Origin of the sequence: Pyxidicoccus caerfyrddinensis (assembly GCF_010894405.1) — a bacterium.
GTDB lineage: Bacteria > Myxococcota > Myxococcia > Myxococcales > Myxococcaceae > Myxococcus > Myxococcus caerfyrddinensis.
On sequence record NZ_JAAIYA010000002.1, the window covers coordinates 765304 to 787104 of the forward strand.

General features: G+C 71.8%; 14 protein-coding genes. 5 read left to right on the plus strand and 9 right to left on the minus strand.

Annotated features, from left to right (window positions below):
* Positions 1–110 precede the first annotated feature (110 nt).
* Both G4D86_RS06615 and G4D86_RS06620 read left to right on the plus strand, forming a co-directional pair.
* Positions 111–1421: a neutral/alkaline non-lysosomal ceramidase N-terminal domain-containing protein gene (locus G4D86_RS06615; protein WP_163990606.1), complete on the plus strand. Its 1311-nt coding sequence runs from the start codon at positions 111–113 to the stop codon at positions 1419–1421.
* A gap of 119 nt (positions 1422–1540) precedes the next feature.
* Positions 1541–2329 carry a crotonase/enoyl-CoA hydratase family protein gene (locus G4D86_RS06620; protein ID WP_163990608.1) on the plus strand — a complete coding sequence of 263 codons (789 nt, stop codon included), beginning with the start codon at positions 1541–1543 and terminating at the stop codon, positions 2327–2329.
* 27 nt (positions 2330–2356) lie between these two features.
* Here G4D86_RS06620 and yhbY read toward each other — a convergent pair whose 3' ends face one another.
* From yhbY to G4D86_RS06635, 3 genes are all read right to left on the minus strand, one after another.
* Positions 2357–2647 (minus strand): ribosome assembly RNA-binding protein YhbY, encoded by a 291-nt coding sequence (gene yhbY / locus G4D86_RS06625; protein WP_163990610.1) that lies wholly within the window; start codon positions 2645–2647, stop codon positions 2357–2359.
* 71 nt (positions 2648–2718) lie between these two features.
* Positions 2719–4680, minus strand: a complete 1962-nt coding sequence (locus tag G4D86_RS06630; RefSeq protein WP_420821841.1) for a J domain-containing protein — start codon at positions 4678–4680, stop codon at positions 2719–2721.
* A gap of 788 nt (positions 4681–5468) precedes the next feature.
* Positions 5469–6281, minus strand: coding sequence for a hypothetical protein (locus G4D86_RS06635; protein WP_163990622.1), 813 nt, complete (start codon positions 6279–6281; stop codon positions 5469–5471).
* A gap of 139 nt (positions 6282–6420) precedes the next feature.
* Between G4D86_RS06635 and G4D86_RS06640 the strand changes: the two genes are divergently transcribed.
* Entirely contained in the window at positions 6421–7197 is a 777-nt protein-coding gene (locus tag G4D86_RS06640) for a TSUP family transporter (RefSeq protein ID WP_163990624.1), read from the plus strand.
* Between the two features lie 11 nt (positions 7198–7208).
* Here G4D86_RS06640 and G4D86_RS06645 read toward each other — a convergent pair whose 3' ends face one another.
* The gene (locus G4D86_RS06645) at positions 7209–7724 is read right to left on the minus strand and encodes a YfbM family protein (RefSeq protein WP_163990626.1); all 516 of its coding nucleotides are present in this window, start codon (positions 7722–7724) and stop codon (positions 7209–7211) included.
* 45 nt (positions 7725–7769) lie between these two features.
* Complete coding sequence (locus G4D86_RS06650) at positions 7770–9059, minus strand: sensor histidine kinase (RefSeq protein ID WP_163990628.1); 1290 nt, start codon at positions 9057–9059, stop codon at positions 7770–7772.
* A gap of 270 nt (positions 9060–9329) precedes the next feature.
* Between G4D86_RS06650 and G4D86_RS06655 the strand changes: the two genes are divergently transcribed.
* Entirely contained in the window at positions 9330–10655 is a 1326-nt protein-coding gene (locus tag G4D86_RS06655; protein WP_163990630.1) for a ferritin-like domain-containing protein, read from the plus strand.
* Between the two features lie 39 nt (positions 10656–10694).
* Here the strand turns inward: G4D86_RS06655 and G4D86_RS06660 are convergent, their stop codons facing one another.
* The 3 genes from G4D86_RS06660 to G4D86_RS06670 are packed head-to-tail and all read right to left on the minus strand — an operon-like array spanning position 10695 to position 13894.
* Complete coding sequence (locus G4D86_RS06660) at positions 10695–11807, minus strand: hypothetical protein (protein WP_163990632.1); 1113 nt, start codon at positions 11805–11807, stop codon at positions 10695–10697.
* A 32-nt stretch (positions 11808–11839) separates the two neighbouring features.
* Entirely contained in the window at positions 11840–12349 is a 510-nt protein-coding gene (locus tag G4D86_RS53720) for a biotin/lipoyl-containing protein (RefSeq protein ID WP_163990634.1), read from the minus strand.
* A 33-nt stretch (positions 12350–12382) separates the two neighbouring features.
* Positions 12383–13894, minus strand: a complete 1512-nt coding sequence (locus tag G4D86_RS06670) for an acetyl-CoA carboxylase biotin carboxylase subunit (protein WP_163990637.1) — start codon at positions 13892–13894, stop codon at positions 12383–12385.
* Positions 13895–14049: 155 nt separating this feature from the next.
* On the opposite strand from G4D86_RS06670, the gene G4D86_RS06675 reads away from it, so the two are divergent.
* On the plus strand, positions 14050–21123 hold the full coding sequence (locus G4D86_RS06675) for a hypothetical protein (protein WP_163990639.1): 7074 nt from the start codon (positions 14050–14052) through the stop codon (positions 21121–21123).
* Positions 21124–21186: 63 nt separating this feature from the next.
* Here G4D86_RS06675 and G4D86_RS06680 read toward each other — a convergent pair whose 3' ends face one another.
* A complete protein-coding gene (locus G4D86_RS06680; RefSeq protein WP_163990641.1) occupies positions 21187–21795 on the minus strand; it encodes a hypothetical protein in 609 nt (202 codons plus the stop codon).
* Between the last annotated feature and the right edge of the window lie 6 nt (positions 21796–21801).

Sequence of the window (21801 nt, forward strand, 5' to 3'; positions counted from 1 at the left end):
GAACAGGAACGCATGCCTCTCTGGTGGGTATTCCACCCGCCGCCACAGTCGGCCGATGTGGGCAGTCGAGCCTCCCGACTCCGTCGGTGTGCGGTTAGTCTGGCCAGCGAATGTCCTTCCTGCGACGCGTTCCCTGGCGTTCCCTGATTCCCCTGATTCTGCTCACGGTGGGCGCCGCGTACTCGCTGGCGTCGTGGAACTGGTGCGGCGTCTGGGCGGAGCGCGCGCCCGTGCTGCTGTCGCAGGTGCGGGGCGAAGGGCCGCTGCGCGCGGGCGCGGCGAAGGTGGCGCTCGTGCCGCCCTTCCCGGTGGTGGTGGCCGGCTACGCGCCGCCCCGTCCCGAGGCGGACCAGGCGGACCCTCCGTTGCACGCGCGCGCGGTGGTGCTGGAGGCGGGCGGGACGCGCGTGGGGCTGGTGTCGCTGGAGCTGCTGTCCGTCACCACCGAGGTGCTGGAGCGCGTGCGCGCTCAGTCCGCCGCGTCGGGGCTGGGCGAGGTGCTGGTGATGGCCACGCACACGCACTCGTCGATGGGAGGTTATGACTCGCGGCTGGTGGCGCAGCTCGTGGGCACCGGGCGGTACCGGCAGGAGTCGGTGGACGCCATCACCACCGCGGCGGTGGCGGCGCTGACGCGGGCGGCGGCCTCGCTCACCGACGTGAAGCTGGAGGTGGGGGAGGTTCGCGAGCCGGGCCTCGTCTACACGCGCAGCGGCGGGTCGGCTCCGGATGGGGCGCTGACGCGCGCGGTGCTGCGGGGGCAGGCGGGGCCGGTGGCGGAGCTGCTCCTGTTCGCCGCGCACCCGACGATGGTGCCTCGCCAGCGGACGTCGGTGGACCCGGACTACCCGGGGCGCCTCAGCTCGCTGCGCGAGTCCGAGGGCAGCGGCGTGACGCTGCTGTTGCAGGGGACGGTGGGCAACGCCTCCGTGGCCTTCTCGGAAGGGCAGGGGCTGGAGCGCGTGTCCGGCTTCGCGCGGACGCTGGCGGCGCTGGCGGGCAGGGTGGCGCTGGCGCCGGTGGGGGACTCGGTGCGCCTGTCGCTGGCGCGCGTGGAGGTGGCGATGCCCCGGCCGGATGCGTCGCGGCTGGTGCCTTCACTCACTCGCGCCGCCGGGGACAACCTGCTGTGCGGCTCCGCGCAGCGCGTGGCGGAGGTGGGCGCGCTGGCGTTGGGGCCGCTGGAGCTGCTGGCCGTGCCGGGCGAGCCCACGGTGGACGCGGGCGCGGAGCTGGTGCGGCGCACCGGCGCCACGGGCGTGCTGGGGCTGACGGATGGGTACGTGGGCTACGTGGAGGCGCCGGCGCTGGTGACGGACGGGCGCGGTGAGTCCATGCGTCAGTACTTCGGGCCGGCCCTGCTGGAGCGCCTGGCCGTGGCGGCGGAGCTGGCATCGAGCACGGCGGGCTTCACGCGCTGACGTCGGGGCGCGAGTGATGTGCCGTGGACGATGCTCCGCCGTGTTCCGGCCATATGGCCATGCGCGGCGCCCTCCGGGGGGTGAAGATGCGTGCCGACTCTTCGCCCCTCGGGAGCCCCATGAGCCAGACCGACCCCCGCATCACCCTGGAAGTGCGTGGCCACATCGCCGTCATCGGCATCAACCGTCCCGAGAAGCGCAATGCGTTCGACGTGGGCATGCTGCGCGCGTTCTCCGAGGCGATGACGCAGGCGGACCGCAACCCCGACGTGCGCTGCATGGTGGTCTACGCCGTCGGTGACCACTTCTCCGCCGGCCTGGACCTGGCCAACGTGGCGCCCGCGCTCGCGCAGGGTGAGGGGCTGGCTCCGAAGGGCTCCATCGACCCGTGGGCCACCATGGGCGAGGTGCGCACCAAGCCGCTCATCCTCGCCGTCCAGGGGCTGTGCCTCACGCTCTCCATCGAGCTCATCCTCGCCGCCGACATCGCAGTGGCCTCCGAGGACGCGCGCTTCGGCCAGATTGAAATCAAGCGCGGCATCTTCCCCTTCGGCGGCGCGACCCTCCGCTTCCCGCAGGTGGCCGGCTGGGGCAATGCCATGCGCTGGCTGCTCACCGGTGACGAGTTCGACGCGCGCGAGGCGCACCGCATCGGCCTCGTGCAGGAGGTGGTGGAGCGCGGCCGTCAATTGGAGCGTGCGCTGGCCTTGGCCGCGACGGTGGCGAAGCAGGCGCCCCTCGGTGTGCAGGCCACGCTCGCCTCCGCACGGCAGACGCTCCACGAGGGCCCCGAGGCCGCCGCGAAGTCCCTGCTGCCCAGGCTGCTTCAGTTGGTTGGCTCGGAGGACGCGGCCGAGGGCGTGCAGTCCTTCATCGAGCGCCGCGAGGCCCGCTTCACCGGGCGGTGAGCGGGCCCCACGAGGCTCCGGGCGCGCTCAGAACTTCTCGAACTTCGACTTCTCCTTGCGCTTCTTGAAGAGGAGCACGGTGCGTCCGAGGAGCTGGGCCAGCTCGGACTGCGTGCCCTCGGCCATCTTCGCCGCGGCTTCCTGCCGCGTCTCCGGGCCTTCGTTGATCTTCACCTTGATGAGCTCGTGGTCAGTCAAGGCCTGCTCGACCGCGGCGATGACGCCCTCGGTGACGCCGGATTGACCGACGATGACCACCGGCTCCAGGTGGTGTCCTAGCGCGCGCAAGGCGCGGCGTTGCTTCCCGGTGAGCGGCACGTTTCTCGACTCCTTCATTGGGTAGATGGCCGGGGCTCGTGGCCCCAGCCGGCAGCGACGGGGGACGCACCCTACTTCTTCTGCGTCGACATGCGGACCTCTCGCTGCGCGTCGATGTGGTCTGGCTGAAGCTCCACGGTCCGCTTGAAGTGCTTCAGGGCTCCCGGAGCGTCGCCACACAGCTTGGCAATCACCCCCAGGAAGTAGTGCGCGGGCGCGCAGCGCTCATTGCGCTTGATGGCGTTCTGGATTTCGCGGAACGCCTCCGGCTGGGCCGCCTTCTTGTCCGCGGCCGTGAAGAAGCGCGCGTAGCCCCGCCACGCGTAGAACTCCGCTTCCTCCGCGTTCAGCTTGATGGCCTCGTCCAGCATCTTCACGGCGTCGGCGAACTTGCGCGCCTTCACGAGGATGCAGGACTTCTGGAACAGCTCCTCGGCCATGAGGATGGAGTTGATGTCCACCTCGGTGCCGGCGCCGCCACCCTCCTTCAGTTCCTCGATGTACTGCGCGCGGCTCTTGTCGTCCGAGAGCATCCGGTACGCATCGCCGATGTACGCGAAGACCTCCGCCTTCAGCTTCTCCAGGTCCGGTGGCGCGCCCTGCGGCAGCGTGTCCGGGTGGTACAGCTTCGCCAGGCGGAAGTAGGCCATCTTCACCGCGCTCGAGTTCGTCTGCTCCGTCAGCCCGAGCCGCTGGAAGTGGTTCTGCTGCTTCATCGCCATGACGAGCTGGCGCAGCGCGGGAATCTCCTCCGAGCCCGGGCCTGTCGCGGGCGCCGCCGTGGCGGTGGGCGCCGCGCCGGGAGGCCGCGCGGCCGCGGGCGGCGGGCTCGCGGGACGGGGCGCCGGGGCTGCTCCGGGGCCCGCGTTCACCACGGGCGGTCCGCCGGTTCCGGGGGCCGCGTGCATCACGGGCGGCGCGGGACGCGCGGCGGGTGCGCCTGGCGCGGCGCCAGCGGGGCGGGGCGGGCTCGCGGCGGCCGGGCCCACGACGGGCGGCGGGCGGGGCGCGGCGGGCTGGGGCGCGGCGGGCTGGGGCGCGGTGGGCCGCTGCGGTGTGGCGGCGGCCGCGGGCTGGGGCGCTGCAGGGCGCTGCGGCGTGGCCTGGGCTCCGGGCGGGGGCGCGGCGGGCTGCGGCGTGGCCTGGGCTCCGGGGGGAGGCGCGACGGCGGCGCTCCTCGAGGGCGCGGCGAACGACACCGCGTCCAGCTCCCGGAGCAGGAAGGCGATGCGCAGCAGGTGGTCGCCGTCCTGCGGGAAGTCGTTCAGCAGCTGCGCCACCGAGCGCACGCCGTCGATGACGGCGAGCGTGCGGACCTCGTGCGGGGTGAGGCGCAGCTCGCTCGCGGCCACCAGCCCGCCGGACTTCATGATGGGGAGCTGGAGCACCGGGGCCAGCCGCCGCTTGAGGTCCGCGGGCGGCAGGCGGCGCACGGCATCACTCAGCACCGCCCAGCGGTTCCCGAGCGGCATCGCCTTCTGTCCCGGCAGGTCGCGCGGCTCGAAGGTGAAGGTGCCGGACTCGGCGCGCAGGCCCTTGGCCATGATGAGCACCGCGCGCTGTGCCAGGTGCGTGAAGGCGCTGGCTGGCTGCAGGAGGCCCTGCCCGAAGAGCGCCGCGAGCAGGTCCCCGCCGAAGCGCTCTCGCGAGGACTCGGCCTGCTGGAGCTGCTCGGGCGTGAGGAGCTTCGCTCCCATCAGAGACGTGCCGAGCGCGTCCTCCGGATGGGACGAGTCGACGAACTCCGGGTTGCCCTTGCGGAAGTGGATGTGGACCACCCGGTCCGGCAGCGTGAGCGACAGCAGCCCCGTCTGCTCCCCGGCGGCGATGCGGCCATAGAGGCGGATGGGGGAGAGCTGGTCGAGCGGTCCCTGGGATGGAACCGCGTAGGGCGAGGCGTCCGCCGCCACGACGGCGGGGCCGGGCGCGGCCGGCGCGGCCATGGGGTTCGGAAAGGGCGCGGGAGTGGGCGCCGTGGCACCGCGCGCGGCGGGTTGAGGCGTGCCTGGTGGCACCGGCGGTCGTCCCGGCACGGCTCCTGGCGGTGTGCCGGGGACCGAGCCCGGAGCGGTGGCTCCCGGGGCGCCCGGCGCTGCTCCGGCGACGGGAGGCCGCTGGACGGCTCCGGCGACACCGGGCTGCGGGGGAACCGTGGGACGGCGCGCGGGGTCGACATTGGCCTGGGCTCCCGGACCGGCCATCAACGGCGAGGCGCCCGGACCTGCCATGGGCGCCGCACCCGGGCCCACGGGCGGTCGGGTTCCCGGACCCGCCATGGGCGCGGCGCCCGCCGCCGGACGCGTGCCCGGGCCTGCCATCGGCGCCGCACCAGGACCTGCCATCGGTCGGGCACCGGGGCCTGCCATCGGCGCGGCTCCAGGGCCTGCCATCGGCGCCGCACCAGGACCTGCCATTGGAGCCGCACCGGGCCCGGCCATGGGCGCAGCACCGGGAGTCACGGCGCCGGGCGAACTGGCTCCTGGCGCCGGGGCCGGGACGTTCGGCGCTCCGTCGCCCCAGAGCGCGCGGGGGAAGACGTCGCGGGCCTCGGGGAAGCGCCAGGGGAAGGCGAAGTTGATCCCGTCCTCGGAGACCTGGAGCTTGCCCTTGATGGAGCCGCTCTCCACGAGCAGCTCGATGGTCGGCAGGGTGAGGGGCCCCCACATGGTGCCCCTGTCGTTGCGAACCCAGTACTGCCGGACCTCACCCTCGGCCATGCGCTGCTCGACTCCGTTGGTGTTCAGAAAAGGGAAAGGAGAACCCTACCGCCGTCCTCCCTCGACTCAAAGCATACGGCCGGGCGTCACGCCCGTACTCCGCGTCAGGGCGTCGCGCCGTCCAGCGCCGCCAGTCCCAACGCGGCGAGACATGCCGCATCCGCCTGCTGCTCGGCGGGCGGGTCGAAGCAGAACACCTCGGTGTCGAACACCTTGCACAGCCCCGCGGGCGTGGCCGCGCACGCCGCCTTCGAGAACGCCGTCGTGCACCCATACCCGCACACCGGCCCCGTCTCGCTGTTCTTGCACTCGGGCGCGGGCAGCGAGCGCTTCCAGGCGCACAGCGCCGCGGCGGGCGGGTCGAAGCAGGTGATGCGGCCGCTGGCCAGCTTGCACACGCCCGCGGGCGTCCGGGCGCAGCGCACCCCTTCCGGCGCATTCACACAGCCATAGCCGCACGTCAGTTGCATCCCGTTGCTGCGGCAGTCCGCCTGGGGCGTCTCGCGGCCGTACACGGCGAAGACGATGGCCGGAGGGTCGAAGCACTCCACGTCGCCGCTGCGGCCCTTGCACACGCCCGCCGGAGACTTCGCGCACTTCACCTTCCCCGGCTGCGTCGCGCAGTTGTAGCCGCACGCCACCATGCCATCGATGCTCTTGCACTCGTGTGCCGGCAGCGAGTCGCCGTACGCCTTCAGCACGTAGGCCGGCGGGTCGAAGCACACGGCCTGTCCGTCCACCACCTGGCAGCGGCCCTGCGGCGTCTGCGCGCACCGCACCCGCTGTCCGTCCGACTTGCACCCATAGCCGCAGGACACCCGACCGTCGATGGAGCGGCAGGTGGCCGCGGATGGGTCCTGCGACGGCGGAGCCGAGGCGAGCGTGAGCGCCAGCACGGTGACGAGGGAAGCGAGCACGGGGGACCTCGGGCGGGGGAGAAGCGGTGCGGCCCGGCCATTGACGCCCAAGGCGCGCGGGGACGCAAGAAGCGGGCGGCCGCGACGGCGCGGGCGGGGCGTGGTACCCAGGCGCCCTCCCACGCGGAGGTAGGCCCCGGTGGACGTGGACGTCAGCACGCTGCACATCATCCTGCTCTGTGTCGCCGCGATGACGGCGGGCCTCGTGGACGCCATCGCCGGGGGCGGCGGCCTCATCACCCTGCCCGCGCTGCTGGCCGCCGGCCTTCCACCTCACGTGGCGCTGGGCACCAACAAGGGCCAGTCCGTCTTCGGCACCTTCGCCGCGCTGGTGCGCTTCTCCCGCGCCGGGCTGGTGGACGGGAAGCTGGCGCGGGTGACGTTCCCCTTCGGCCTCGCGGGCGCCCTCGCGGGTGCCGCGCTGGTGCTGCTGGTGAAGCCGGAGGTGCTCAAGCCGCTGGTGCTGGTGCTGCTCATCGCGGTGGCGGTGTTCCTCACCTTCCGCAAGGCCCCGCGCCCCGGCGACGCGCCCGAGCCCGGGCCACGCCCTCGCGCGCAGGCGATTGGCGCGCTCATCGCGCTGGGCCTGGGCACCTATGACGGCTTCTTCGGGCCGGGCACCGGCACCTTCCTCATCGTGGCCTTCTCCACGCTGTTGGGCCACGGCCTGGCGCGCGCGTCCGCGGACGCGAAGGTGGTGAACTTCGCCTCCAACCTCGCCTCCATGACGATGTTCGCCCTCAAGGGCGTGGTGCTGTGGAAGGTGGCGCTGCCCATGGCCGCGGCCCAGTTCTCCGGCGCGTATATCGGCGCGCACCTCGCGGTGAAGGGCGGCGACAAGCTGGTGCGCAGGGTGGTGCTCGGTGTGGTGCTGGCGCTGGTGCTGAAGCTGGGGCGCGACGTGATGATGGGCTGACTCGAGCCCCTTCAGCCGATGTGCACCAGCAGCGCGTCCTCGCGCTTCGCCACCGTGGCCACGAACTTCTGAAGCTCCTCGAAGTAGGAGATCAGCTCCTCCAGCGGGTCCACGTCCTCCTCGGGCTCGTCCCAGGTGCCGGGGTAGATGTCCTGGGCCTGCATCTCCACCGGGTCATACCGGCGGCGCAGCGTGGACTCGGGCGCCTTCGCGAGCGCCTGGGCGAGCGCCTTCACCTGCGCGGGCGTGAAGATGCGCGCGGTGCCCTCGTCCGAGGGAATGTCCCCCACGTCCTCGCCACCGCGCACCAGGAAGTCCAGCGGCGCGGCGCCTTCCCAGGGCGTGCCGGTGAGCAGGTACTGGAGGCCGTGCCACGCCTCGCCGATGTCCAGCTCCACGAAGGCCGCGCCCTTCGAATCGCCGAAGTCCTCCTCGTCGTCGAGGAAGGCCTCCAGGCTCTGGGGCGCCTGGAGCAGGGCGTTGCGCTGCGCCTCCGTGGCGCTGCGAAGGGTGCAGAGCATCTCCATGCGGTGACCTCGGGGGCGCGTGAGTCGACGAGCGCGGGGCGGACCTTACCGCCCGCCGCTCACCAACGGAACAAGGGAGGCGTCCGCGCTCAGCGGTAGCTCGACGGTGAACGTCGCGCCCTGGCCCGGCACGCTGGCCGCGGAGATGGTGCCGCCGCTCGCGGAGACAATCCTCCGGACGATGTAGAGCCCCAGGCCCAGGCCGCCGAAGTGGCGCCCGGACACGGCCCGCTCGAAGCGGTCGAAGATGCGCTCGAGCGCCTCGGGGGCGATGCCCAGCCCCTCGTCCCGCACGGTCAGCCGCGCCCGCCCGTCCCGCCGCTCCAGCCGCACGTGGACGGGCTTGCCCGCGCCGTACTTCAGGGCGTTGGACAGCAGGTTGTCGAGCACCTGCTCGAACCGGAGCGGGTCCACCCGTCCCATGAGGGCCTCGTCCACCTCCAGCGTGAGCGCGCACCCGGCGCGCAGCGCCTCGGGCTCGAAGCGCCGGACGGCCTCGCGGACCCCTTGCGTCAGGTCCATCCGCGCGGGGTGCAGCTCCAGCCGGCCGGCGGAGATGCGTGACACGTCCAGCAGGTCGTCCACCAACTCCACCAGCTTCTTCACCTGCCTCTGGGCCACGTCCAGGTGGAGCCCGGCTCGCTCGGGGGAGGAGTGGGGCGGCGGCAGGGACAGCTCGCGCCGGAGCAATTGAAGCCGGAGCCCGAGCGGGGTGAGCGGCGTCCTCAGCTCGTGGCTGGCCACCAAGAGGAACTCGTCCCGCGTGGCCACCGCCTTCTCGGCGAGCCCCAGGCTCTGGAGCAGCCGCGCGGAGTCCACCCACAGGATTCGCAGCGTCAGGGCCACGCACGCCACCACCGCCAGGACGAGCACCCACCGCTGGAGGACCAGCGGAGGCTGCTCGACGAGCGGCGGCAGCAGGCCGTCCACCACCGTCACCCACGCGTCCACGCCCAGGGCGGCGAACATGTACCGGCCGAGCGCGGGGCGCTCCAGGTACGGCAGCACCAGCGCCACCCCGGCGATGGGCATCAGCAGCAGCGCGGCGAACAGGAAGTGCACGAACAGCGCCCCGAGGACGACCATCACCAGCAGCGCATGGCCCGTCACCCACGCGGCCCGCGCCGTCCGCCCGTGGAGGGCCAGCCGGCGGGCCCAGGCGAGCGCCGCCGTGTAGAGGCCCACCGCCACCGCCCCTCCCGCGAGCGCCGGGCTGCGCAGTGCGAAGGCGAAGATGGCGTAGACCCCCAGGAAGCCCACCGCGACGGGGAACATCCACTGGAGGAACTGGCGGAGCCGCAGCTGCCTCAGCTCCTCTTCGGAGGACTCATGCATCCCGGTGGACCCTGCGTTGCTCACGTGTCCGGACCGAACCATGAATGCGCATTCATGTCATCGCGAGCCGGGAATCGCGGTTGGGCAGTGGATATCGGCGGCCACGAGGGCAGGCAGCCGAGCGGCTCGCCGTGGGCTTCAGAAATCTGAGCCGGAGCGCCTCCCCCGTCACAGGCGCCGTGCCGCCCGGTGCCTGCTCCTCCCGGGAAGGGGCCCTGGCATCCGTGTTGCTCTAACGGGAGGCCTCACTCCGCCTGCTGGAGCCCGTCCATGACCCCGATGTCGCTGCGCCGACTCTTCTCCCGCGCCCTGCGCGCCTCGCTCGTCACGCCGCTGGTGCTCGCCGGGTGTGATGGGGACGACCTGGACCTGACGGGCTACTCCTCGCCCATGTGCGAGGAGGGCTCGCTCGCGGTGAGCGGGCTGTCGCTCGCGACGCCGGTGGACGTCGTGCAGCTGCGCGGCATCGGGTCCAATCCCGGCTCGGACGAGCATCGCGAGGCGGTGCTGAGCTCCTCGGGGACGCCCTGCGCGACGGCTTCCAACGTGCCGGCCTGTACGTCGGCCCTGGCCAACCTCACCTCGGAGACGGGCTTCAATACGTCCTGCCTGGACCTGTGCTCCGCGTTCTACGTCGCGACGACGCGGGGCGACGAGGTGAAGGCCCACGCCTCACTGGAGTCGCTCCGCGCCCTGCTGGGCACCATCGACACGACGCAGGAGGCCGCGCTGCTCGCCTTCGCCGAGGGCTACGACTTGTCCTGCGAGAAGCTGGCGCGCGGCGCGGTGAGGGCGGAGCCCGACGGGCGCTTCAGCGTCATCGGCACCACGGGCTTCGCCTGCGGAAAGGGCACGGCGGTGACGCGCTTCGTGCTGGAGGTGTCGCCTGATGGTTCGGTGCGGGAGGTGAGCAGTGAGGTCCTCGAGCGGGGGGACCCGGGTTGCTCCATCGGCCGGCGGCCCGTGGGCCTGCGCGGCGCGGACCCGGTGGCCTGCTCGGACGCGCTGGGGCAGCACTTCGCGGTGGTGGCGCACCTGGAGGCGGCTTCCATCAACGCCTTCCTGCGGCTGCGCGAGGAGCTGGAGCTGCACGGCGCGGACGTCGCGCTGCGGGATGCGGCGCTGAAGAGCGCGATGGAGGAGGTGCTGCACACCGACGTCAGCACGCGGCTGGCCCACCGCTTCGGTGGCACGCCCCGGCGGCCCGAGGTGGAGGCGCTGCCGCTGCGCTCGCTGTTCGAGGTGGCGCTGGACAACGCGGTGGAGGGCTGCGTGCGCGAGACGTTCGGCGCGCTGGTGGCGCACCACCAGGCCCTGCACGCGCGCGACGCGGAGGTGCGTGGCGCCATGGCGCGCATCGCAGCCGACGAGACGCGGCACGCCGAGCTGTCCTGGGCCATCGACGGCTGGGCGTGGGAGCGGCTCTCCGCCTCCGAGCGCGAGGCCCTGCTCGCCGCGCGGCGGGAGGCGGTGGAGAAGCTGCGCGCGGAGGTGGCCGCGCCGCTCGATGAGGCGCTCGTCACCGAGGCCGGCATGCCCGCGCCGGAGGTGGCCGCGGCCCTGGTGGACACGCTGGCCGCGCAGCTGTGGGCGTGAGGCCGGAGCCGCCGAGCAACGCGTGCTTCCAGCGAGGCCTCAGCGCGGGGGCTCCGACGCGGGCGTGGCGTCCGCCTTCGGGCACCCGCGCTGGTAGTCCTCCAGCGCCCGCGTGAAGCGCTCGCGCTCCGGGGCGGGCCAGTCCGCCGGCAGCTTCTCCACCGCGCGGCGCTGCTCGTGCACGGCCTGCTCGCACTGGTTCGTCCCGGCCATCACCGCCGCGAACGTCTCCAGGATGTACGGATTGTCGGACTCGATGGCGCGTGCCCGCTTCACGAGCGGAGCGGCGTCCGCGTACCGGCCTTCCCGTACATGGAGCCAGGCCACCTCATTGGCCGCCCACCAGGATGCTGGCGCGAGCTCCTGGAAGTGGTTCAGCGCCTCGCGATACCAGCGGTCCTCGGGCGCCCGCTTCGCGAGCTGGACCGCCAGGTTCCCCCACGCCAGGGGACTTTCGGGGGAGTGCGCCGCCCGCGCCCGGGCCCACTCGAGCTGCTTCTCCGGGAGGAGCATCTTTCCCATGGGCGCATCCGTCCTCGCGGGCGCGAACTGCACCTGGAAGGTGTAGGGGAGGTCGATGGGGTGGCCCGCCAGGGTCGCGGGTTGGAACTTCCCCCGGGTGGTGAACTCGAGCAGGGACTCCGCGACGCCCTCGGCGCCGCTCTCGAGGACCTTGCAGTCCCGGAGCATTCCGTTCACGCCCAGCCGGCAGCGGAGCGCGCCCACGGTGAAGATCTGCCGTTGAAGCACTTCCCTGGGAAAGTCAGGCACCGCACCGTTGAGCTTCCTGGGGGGCTCGAAGCGCTCACGCAGGAAGGCACAGGCTTCCGGCAGGCCGGACAGGCACGCGGCCTTGAGGTCATCCGCGGCCAGCCGCACCTGCTGCTCCGTGGGGCTTCCGCTCAACGTGCCGATGGCTTCCGTGAAGACGGCCAGCGCCTGGTCCGGCTCCACGATGACCTGGGGCTCTTCCTCGAAGAGGCTGGCCGGCGTGGGGGTGTAGTTGTCGTAGGACGACGCACGGTCGTGCGCGTAGCGGTCCATCGCCATGGACAGCGCGCCATGGCTGGCGGGGAGGTCCGGCAGGTTCGCGTGGCGGCAGCCCGCAGCGAGCAGCAACAGCGAAGAGAGGGCCAGGAGGCGACGGCTCATGGCCCGCACTCTACTTCGCGCGAAGGAGGCGCCTACTCCACCACCACCAGCTTCGCGTTGTTCTCCACGGCGGTGCCTTCCTTGGCGAACAGCTCCGTCACCTTGCCGGCCTTGGGGCTCTTGAGCTCGTTCTCCATCTTCATCGCCTCCACCACCACCAGCCCCTGGCCCTCCTTCACCTCGTCGCCCACCTTCACCAGCACCTTCACCACCTTGCCGGGCATGGGCGCGGTGACGAGCTGCTTGCCCTCCACGGAGAAGCCCGCGGTGGCCGCGCGCAGGCGCAGGCGGCGCTCGTCCGCCACGTCGAAGCGGGTCACCTGCCCGCGCAGGAGGACGCCCACCTCGTCGCCGTTCTCCTCGAACTCGACGCCGTAGGACTGGCCGTCCACCAGCATGGTCATGGTGCCGTGCTCCAGCATGAGCGCGTCCACCTGGTACGTCTTGCCGTTGACCGTCACCTTGTACTGGTCATTGCCCAGTGGCTCCAGGTCCACCGGCACGGCTTCCTTCTGGCCCTGCTGCTTCGTGAAGTAACGCATGGAGGTCTTTTCCAAAGCTCGAAGGGGAAGGGACTACCGGCGGCGCAGCGCCAGCTTCCACGGGGAGACGCCACCATTGCCGCCGCCCTGGCCGCTCGCGGCGGGCAGCGACTTCGCGCGCTTCTGGTCTCGCTGGTACGCGTGCACCGTGCTGGCCAACAGCGCCATCTCGCTCAGCTTCGCGTCCTCCACGCCCAGCAGCGTGTCGTGCTCGCGGGTGAGGAAGCTGGTGTCGTAGTCGCCGCCGATGAACTCGGGGTGCGCGAGAATCGCCTTCAGGTAGCGGATGTTGGTGGTGATGCCCTTCACCACGTACTCGGACAGCGCGCGCTGCGTCCGGGCAATCGCCTCGCGCCGCGTGGGAGCCCACACGGACAGCTTGGAAATCATCGGGTCGTAGAAGTTGGGCACCGTGTACCCGGGGAACACGCCCGAGTCGTCGCGCACGTTGGGGCCGCCCGGCACGCGCAGGTACGTAATCTTCCCGGGGCTGGGCATGAAGTTGCGCGACGGGTCCTCCGCGTACACGCGCACTTCAATCGAGTGTCCGCGCGGCTCGGGGGCGGCGGTGAGCGGGAGCTTCTCGCCCTCGGCGGCGCGAATCTGCAGCGCGACGAGGTCCAGCCCCGTCACCCACTCCGTCACCGGGTGCTCCACCTGGAGGCGGGTGTTCATCTCCAGGAAGTAGAAGTTGCGGTGCACGTCGACGAGGAACTCCACCGTCCCGGCGCCCACGTAGTTGACGGCCTTGGCCGCCTTCACCGCGACCTCGCCCATCTTCGCGCGCATCTCCGGCGTGAGGATGGGGCTGGGCGTCTCCTCCACCACCTTCTGGTGCCGGCGCTGCGCCGAGCACTCGCGCTCGTTGAGGTGGATGGTGTTGCCGTGCTGGTCGGCGAACACCTGGATCTCCACGTGGTGTGGCTTCTCCAGGTACTTCTCGATGTAGACGGCGTCGTTGCCGAAGGCGTTCATCGCCTCGCTCTTGGCGGCGCGCCACGAGGAGTCGAAGTCCGCGATGCGCTCCACCTTGCGCATGCCCTTGCCACCGCCACCGCCCGCGGCCTTGAGCATGACGGGGCAGCCAATCTTCTCCGCGTAGGCGCGCGCCTCTTCCAGCGAGGCGAAGGGCTCGGTGGAGCCGGGCACCACGGGCACGCCGGCCTTGATCATGTTCGCGCGGGCGCGGGTCTTCTCGCCCATGGCGTCCATGGCGGAGGCCGGCGGGCCGATGAAGGTGATGCCGGCGGCCTCGCAGGCGCGGACGAAGGAGGCGTTCTCGGAGAGGAAGCCGTAGCCGGGGTGGATGGCATCCGCGCCGGCCTGCTTCGCGGCGTCGATGATGCGCTGCTGGACCAGGTAGCTCTCACGCGAGGGCGGGGGCCCCACGAAGTACGCCTGGTCCGCAGTGCGGACGTGAAGGGCGGAGCGGTCCGCCTCCGAGTACACCGCCGCGGTGGCGATGCCGAGTTCCTTGCAGGTGCGCATCACCCGGATGGCGATCTCGCCGCGGTTGGCGACGAGCACTTTGCGGATCTTGGGCATGGTCGCCCCTCTAGCAGGGGGCGACCCGGTTTGCCCGGGTTGGATGGTGGCCCCCGGGTGACGCGTGACTGCCCGGGTCCACCCCGGGTGTCTCGTTGGGTATCGGGCAGATGCGATAGGTTGCGAGCCCTTGTCCCTAGAGGGGGAAGTCCACCTTGCGCGCATCGTCCGTGTTTCCTTCCTGGCTCCTCACGCTGGGTGGCGGGGCCCTGCTCTCCGTGTGGGTGGGCCTGGCCGCCTGCCAGCAGCCGGTGGAGCCTCCCGCGCCGGAGGCGGCCCCTTCGGTGTCAGCGCCCTTCGACGTGGGGGCGGTGATGCGCCAGGCGGGGCGGACCTTCCGTGCCGACAAGGGCAGCTTCACCGCCAGCCAGGACACCTGGCGGGTCCGGGTGGGGCTGGATGGCGCCGCCCGCTTCGAGCCCCTCCACTGGAAGGAGCCGGCGTCGGGAGAGCGCGGGGCCCGGAAGCAGGAGCGCGCCTCGACGCAGGCCGTCACGGGAGCGCCGCTGAAGGTGCGCACCGTCTCCGCCTCTCGCGGAGGCCGCTCATTGCTGGAGGGTCCGTCCGTGGCCGTGCGGGAGGATGGCTCGCTCGCGCTGGCGCGGGGGCCGGTGGTGGAGGTGCTTCACACCGGTGACGAGGGCCTGGAGCAGCGCTGGGAGCTGGCGGCGCGGCCGGAGGGGCAGGGGGACCTGGAGGTGCGCGTGGCCCTGGGCGGGCTGGAGTACGCCGGGAAGACGGAGCAGGGGCACCACTACGTGGACCCGGCGACGCGGCTGGGCGTGCGGTACGGCCGGGCGACGTGGGTGGACGCGGCGGGCACGCGGACGGCGGTGGAGACCGTCCGCGACGGCGGCGAGCTGGTGATTCGGGTGCCGGCGGCGGTGCTGGACGGCGCGGCGTGGCCGGCGGTGCTGGACCCGATTGTTTCTCCGGAGATGGGGGTGGATGTCCCGATTCCGCTCCCCACCTCGAGCAGCGACCACTCTCCGGCGGTGGCCTTCGGCGGGGGCGTCTACCTGGTGGCGTGGATGCACTACGACACCCTCAACGGCTACGACATCCTCGCCGCGCGCGTGCGCGCCTCGGACGGCGTGATGCTGGACGTGGGGAGCATCACCATCTCCGTGGGGTCGAGGGACCAGCTCTCCCCGGCGGTGGCGTCCAATGGGAGCGAGTTCCTGGTCGTCTTTACGGAAAGCCCCGGGGGGGGGCTCTACAGCGTCCGGGTGCGTGCGTCGGACGGTCAGGTGCTGGACCGCTTCGGAAAGACAGTCGCTGCCTCGCCCGCGTCCGCGGTGAGTTCGTCGGTGACGTTCGATGGAACGAACTACTTCGTGGTCTGGAGCGACACCCGCAGCTCCGGGACGCTCTCCGACATCTACGCGGGGCGGGTGCGTGCGTCGGATGGCGTGGCGCTCGACGGTTCGGGCATTCCCATCTGCGCGCAACCGGGCGCCCAGGGCGCCCCCGAGGTGGCCTTCGATGGGACCCGGTACCTGGTGGTCTGGGACGACGCGCGCGCCGGGGCGGAGTCCGACATCTACGGGGCCCGGGTGCGGGCCTCGGACCGGGCGGTGCTGGACACCGGCGGCTTCGCCATCTCCGTGGCGCCACGCGTCCAGCGGTCCGCCGCCGTCACCTTCGACGGAACGCAGTTCCTGGTGGTGTGGGAGGACGCGCGCGTCTCCGCGGACTCCAGCACCTATGACGTCCATGCGGCCCGGGTGCGCGGGACGGATGGGGCGGTGCTCGAGCCGGACGGCATCGCCATCGCCACGGGCCCGGGCTCGCAGGGCGCCGTGGCGGTGGCGTCCAACCAGAATGGCTCGCTGGTGGTGTGGCAGCACACCACGGGGAACATGGTCTACGACATCTACAGCGCATGGGTGGGCAGCGACGGGACGGTCCGCGCGGCCCAGCCGTTCAGCGCCGCCGCCACCTCCGCGGACAGGGAGCGAGCGCCCACGGTGGCCACCGACGGGAGTGACTACCTGGTGGCGTGGGAGGACGGGGGGCCGAGCGATTACGACATCCAGGCCGCGCGGGTGCGGGGCTCGGATGGGACAGGGCTCGATTCGACGGCGGTGCTGGTGTCCACCGACGTCAACGTCGAGGACTCGCCTGCGGTGACGCAGGGCGGGGGCGTCTATTTCGTGGCCTGGAGGGACCTGCGCAACGCTGGAAGACTCTCGGACATCTACGGGGTCCGCGTGCGTGCGTCGGATGGAATGGTCCTGGACGCCACCGCCATCCCGCTGGCCACCACCCCCAGGGACGAGGGGCTTCTGCGCGTGGGCTCCGATGGGCGCGACTTCCTGGTGGTGTGGAGCTCCTACAACGTCCCGAAACGGGCCTACGAGCTGTACTGCATCCGGGTCCGGGGCTCGGATGGGCAGGTTCTGGACAGCGCGCCGGTGACGCTCTCGGAGGCGTTCGGGGACCAGCGGGTGGGGTCGGTGAGCTACGGCGAGGGGTACTACCTGGTGACGTGGTCCAGCGCGGCAACCAGTGGGGATGACATCCAGGCCACGCGGATTCGCGCCTCGGACGGCAAGGTCATGGAGCCGGGGGGCTTCGCCGTGTCGAAGGGGGCCCGTGTCCAGGAAGCGCCATGGGCCGCGTACGGGGCCGGCAGCTTCCTGGTGGCCTGGACCGACCGGCGGGACGAATTCGGGGCGTCGGGGTTGGATATCTACGGCGCGCGGGTGCGGGCCTCGGATGGTGTGGTGCTCGATGACGTGAGCACCGGGGTGCCGCTGTCGAAGGCGACGCTCAGGCAGTTTTCCCCCAGGGTGGCGTTCGACGGCGCGCAGTTCCTGGTGGTGTGGACGGACGCACGCAATAGCAACAACAGCACCAGTAGTAACGACATCTATGGCACGCGGGTGCGGGGCTCGGATGGGGCGGTGCTCGACCCGGCGGGGCTCGCCCTCCAGGCGGCGTCGGGCGAGCAGAACCTTCCTGCCCTGACGTTCGATGGGAGGAACTACCTGCTGGTCTGGAATGAGCTCCGGGCCGGGCCGTACCAGGTCCAGGGCCGGTGGGTCTCGCCCGGGGGCGTGCCGTTGGAACCGGCCACGTTCGACATCTCCACGGGCAATTCGGTGGACGCGGCTTCCTGGGGGCCGGGGCGGGCGCTCGTCGCCTATGCGAGCAACAGCGGAAGCCGGCAGCTGCGCGTGAAGATGCGGCTGGTGTCGGACCCGTCGAATGGCACGCTCTGCACGGACGGCACGCAGTGCGCCAGCGGCTTCTGCACGGATGGGGTGTGCTGCAACAGTGCCTGCGGCGGGGGCCAGACGGATGACTGTCAGGCCTGTGCCGCGGCGGCGAGCGGCGTGGTGGATGGCATGTGCGGCCCTGTCACGGCGAGCACCGCGAAGGTGTGCCGGGCCTCGCGAGGCACGTGCGACACGGTGGAGACGTGCGACGGTGTCAACCTGGAGTGCCCGGAGGATGGCTTCGTCGCGGCGGGCGTGGAGTGCCGTCCCGCGGTGAACGCATGCGATGCGGCGGAGGCGTGTGGCGGAACGTCCAGCGCCTGCCCCGCGGATGCGCTGGCGCCGGATGGCACGGCGTGTGATGACGGCAGCGCGTGCACGCAGAGTGACGCGTGCCAGTCGGGGAGTTGCGCGGGAGCGGAGCCTGTCGTCTGTACGGCGCCAAATCCGTGCATGCAGGCGGGAGTGTGTGACCCGACTTCCGGCGTGTGCCCTCCGCCCCAGCCGGTGGCGGATGGCACCACGTGCGACGACGGTAACGCGTGTACGCAGAGCGACACGTGCCAGTCAGGTGCGTGTACTGGCGCGAGTCCGGTCGTGTGTACGGCGGGCGATGCGTGCCACGTCGCGGGAAGCTGCAACCCTTCCACTGGAACATGCTCGGCGCCCACCGATGCTCCGGAGGGCACCGCGTGCAGTGATGGCGATGCCTGTACCCAGAGCGATACCTGTCGGGCGGGGAGCTGCATCGGTGCGGACCCGGTGGTGTGTACGGCGGGCGATGCGTGCCATGTGGCGGGCGCCTGCAATCCCTCCACGGGGACGTGTTCGGCGCCGACCGATGCGCCCGATGGCACCGCGTGCGACGATGGCAATGCGTGTACGCAGAGCGATGCGTGCCGGGCAGGTGCGTGCACGGGCGCAGAGCCCGTCGTCTGCACCGCTCCGAATCCGTGCATGCAGCCCGGCGTGTGCAATGCGACGACGGGTGTCTGCTCCGCACCCGTGCCTGTCACGGACGGCACGTCATGTGACGATGGCAATGCGTGCACCCAGAGCGATGCGTGTGAGGCAGGCATGTGTACCGGTGCGAATCCGGTGGTCTGCACCGCGGGCGATGCGTGCCATGTCGCTGGGACGTGCGACCCTACGACGGGCGCGTGCTCCGCACCGCTTCCTGCTCCGGACGGCACGGCGTGCAGGGACGATAACGCCTGCACGCAGAGCGATTCCTGCCAGTCGGGCACCTGTATCGGCTCGAACCCGGTGGTCTGCACCGCGGGCGATGCCTGCCACGTCGCAGGCACATGCAATCCCTCCACAGGCACCTGCTCAGCGCCGACGCCGGCTCCGGATGGCACCGCGTGCGATGACGGCAATGCGTGCACGCAGACCGACTCCTGTCAGTCCGGCGCGTGTGCCGGTGCGGCCCCCGTGGTCTGCGAGGCTCCCAATCCGTGCATGCAGGCGGGCGTCTGTGACCCGGCTTCCGGCGTGTGCTCTCCGCCCCAGCCCGTGGCGAATGGCACTGCCTGCGATGATGGCAATGCCTGCACGCAGAGCGACACGTGCCAGGCGGGTGCATGTACCGGGGAGAGTCCGGTGATCTGCACGGCTGGGGATGCGTGCCATGTGGCGGGGACATGTGACCCGGGGACGGGCGCGTGCTCCGCGCCGACGCCCGCTCCCAATGGCACGACTTGTAGTGACGGCGATGCGTGCACGCAGAGCGACACATGCCAGGCGGGCACCTGTACCGGTGCGAATCCGGTGGTGTGTACGGCGGGCGATGCATGCCACGTCGCGGGAAGCTGCAACCCTTCCACCGGGACATGCTCCGCGCCGACCGATGCGCCCGATGGCACCGCGTGCGATGACGGCAACGCCTGTACGCAGAGCGATGCGTGTCGCGCGGGAAGCTGCGCGGGCGCCGACCCTGTCGTCTGCACCGCTCCGAATCCGTGCATGCAGTCCGGGGTGTGCAATGCATCGACGGGTGTCTGCTCCGCGCCCGTGCCTGTCACGGATGGCACGTCGTGTGACGATGGCAATGCATGTACGCAGAGCGACACGTGCCAGTCCGGTGCATGTGCCGGCACGAATCCGGTGGTCTGCACCGCAGGGGACGCGTGTCACGTCGCCGGGACGTGCGACCCGGGGACGGGCGCGTGTTCCGCGCCGACGCCCGCTCCCAATGGCACGACGTGCAGCGACGGCAATGCGTGCACGCGGAGCGACACGTGCCAGGCGGGCGCATGCACCGGGGCCATCCCGGTGGTCTGCACCGCAGGGGACGCGTGCCATGTCGCGGGGACGTGCGATCCAGGGACGGGCGCCTGTTCTGCTCCGACGCCCGCGTCGGATGGGACGGCATGCAGTGACGGTGATGCTTGCACGCAGCGCGACACGTGTCAGGCAGGTACCTGCACGGGTGCGAATCCGGTGGTGTGCGCGGCGGGCGATGCGTGTCACGTCGCCGGGACGTGCGACCCTGGGACGGGCGCCTGCTCCGCGCCGACGCCAGCACCGGATGGTACGGCGTGCAGTGACGGCGACGCTTGCACGCAAAGTGACACGTGTCAGTCGGGCGCATGTGCTGGCGCGAACCCGGTCGTGTGTACGGCGGGCGATGCGTGCCACGTCGCAGGGAGCTGCAACCCTTCCACCGGGACGTGCTCGGCGCCCACGTCGGCTCCGGACGGTACTGCGTGTGACGACGGCAATGCGTGTACGCAGCGCGACGCGTGCCAGTCGGGGAGCTGCGATGGCGCGGAGCCTGTTGTCTGCACGGCCCCGAATTCCTGCATGCAGGCGGGCGTCTGTGACCCGACGTCCGGCGTGTGCTCTCCGCCGCAGCCCGTGGCGAATGGCACCGCGTGCGACGACGGCAATGCCTGCACCCAGAGCGACACATGCCAGTCAGGTGCCTGCACGGGGGCGAACCCGGTGGTCTGCACGGCAGGGGATGCGTGCCACGTTGCAGGGACGTGCGACCCGGGGACGGGCGCCTGCTCCGCACCGCCGCTCGCTCCGGATGGCACGGCGTGCAGTGACGGCAATGCCTGTACGCAAAGCGATACCTGTCAGGCGGGCGCATGCACGGGGGCGAATCCCGTGCTGTGCACCGCAAGCGATGCCTGTCATGTGGCGGGAACCTGCGACCCGGGGACGGGCGCCTGCTCCGCGCCGCCGCCCGCTCCGGATGGCACGGCATGCAGTGACGGCAACGCCTGCACCCAGAGCGACACGTGCCAGTCCGGCGCGTGTACCGGTGCGAATCCAGTGCTCTGCGCGGCGGGGGACGCGTGCCACGTCGCGGGGACGTGCAATCCCTCCACGGGCCTGTGCTCGGAACCGCCGCCCGCGCAGAACGGCACCGCGTGCGATGACGGCAATGCCTGCACCCGCAGCGACTCGTGCCAGTCGGGCACCTGCACCGGCGCGGACCCCGTCGTCTGCACCGCGAGCGACACCTGCCACGCGGAGGGGACGTGCAATTCCTCCACGGGCGTGTGCTCGAACCCCACGCGCGAGGACGGCACCACCTGCTCCGGCGGCACCTGCCAGACCGGCGAGTGCATCCCCACGCCCGACGCGGGCACGGGTGTCGAGGACGCCGGCACCGAGCAGGACGCGGGGACGGCCGACGCGGATGCTGGAACGGAGCCCGACGCGGGCGAACAGTCCGATGCCGGCGCTCAGCCCGACGCGGGCGGCACCGACGCGGATGCTGGAACGGAGCCCGACGCGGGCGAACAGTCCGATGCCGGCGCTCAGACCGACGCGGGCGGTACCGACACGGATGCCGGAACAGAGCCCGACGCGGGCGAACAGTCGGACGCGGGAGAACAGACCGACGCGGGCCCCCGGCCGCCCGTGAGCGTCCCGGCTCCCGAGGCGCTGGGCTGTGGCTGCGGCGTGCCCGCCGGTTCCGCCGACATGGGCTTGCTGATGCTCATCGCGGGAGCGGCGCTCCTGCGGCGCTCGCGGCGCCAGCACCCGTGACGTGAATGCGGAAGGCTTCCCCCTTCCGGGCGAGTACGGCCCGGAAGGGTGGGAGACCGGGCCCTACTTCCGGTGGGTCAGGTACTGCTCCATGTAGACCTTGGCCTGCGCCAGCTTGGCCTCCACGAAGCGGTCATCCTCATCCGGCTCGGGAGGGGGCATCGGCTTGCCCGGCTCGTTCCCGAAGTCCACCGCCGCGGCCAGCAGGTTGCGCGCCGCGTTGCCGCCGCCGAACAGCTTCGCCAGGATGCCCGTCTCGACGTCCAGCCAGCGCGCGGCCTGGCGCATGACGTCCAGCACTTCACCCTCCACGGCCTTCGAGGGGCGGCCCGGGCCGCTGACGCACGTGCGGGCGTAGCTGTGCTCCCGGTCCACGAAGATGCCCAGCGCCCTGTCGCGGAAGTCCTGCGCCAGGGCCTGCGTCATCGCGTCCAGCTGCTCCTCCAGGAAGGGCTGCTCGGACTTGCGCGCCTTGCGGCCGGGGGCAGGGGGCAGCTCCAGCTCGGCGGCGTGCCAGCCCGCCTCGGAAAGGCCCTCGGGCGGCGACTCCAGCCACTTCACTTCAGGCGTGGGCAGGTCGACCGCCTCACATACGCGCTTCAGCGTCTGGCGCAGCGCGGTGAGGTTACCTTCAACGTCGGAGAGAAAGAGGATGAGTCGGCGGTGGGACAAAATGGG

Excerpts from the sequence above, each read along its gene's own strand:
- G4D86_RS06615 (WP_163990606.1), top strand. The coding sequence starts at position 111 with ATGTCCTTCCTGCGACGCGTTCCCTGGCGTTCCCTGATTCCCCTGATT.
- G4D86_RS06620 (WP_163990608.1), top strand. The coding sequence starts at position 1,541 with ATGAGCCAGACCGACCCCCGCATCACCCTGGAAGTGCGTGGCCACATC.
- G4D86_RS06645 (WP_163990626.1), bottom strand. The coding sequence starts at position 7,724 with ATGGAGATGCTCTGCACCCTTCGCAGCGCCACGGAGGCGCAGCGCAAC.
- G4D86_RS06650 (WP_163990628.1), bottom strand. The coding sequence starts at position 9,059 with ATGCATGAGTCCTCCGAAGAGGAGCTGAGGCAGCTGCGGCTCCGCCAG.
- G4D86_RS06655 (WP_163990630.1), top strand. The coding sequence starts at position 9,330 with ATGACCCCGATGTCGCTGCGCCGACTCTTCTCCCGCGCCCTGCGCGCC.
- G4D86_RS06660 (WP_163990632.1), bottom strand. The coding sequence starts at position 11,807 with ATGAGCCGTCGCCTCCTGGCCCTCTCTTCGCTGTTGCTGCTCGCTGCG.
- G4D86_RS53720 (WP_163990634.1), bottom strand. The coding sequence starts at position 12,349 with ATGCGTTACTTCACGAAGCAGCAGGGCCAGAAGGAAGCCGTGCCGGTG.
- G4D86_RS06670 (WP_163990637.1), bottom strand. The coding sequence starts at position 13,894 with ATGCCCAAGATCCGCAAAGTGCTCGTCGCCAACCGCGGCGAGATCGCC.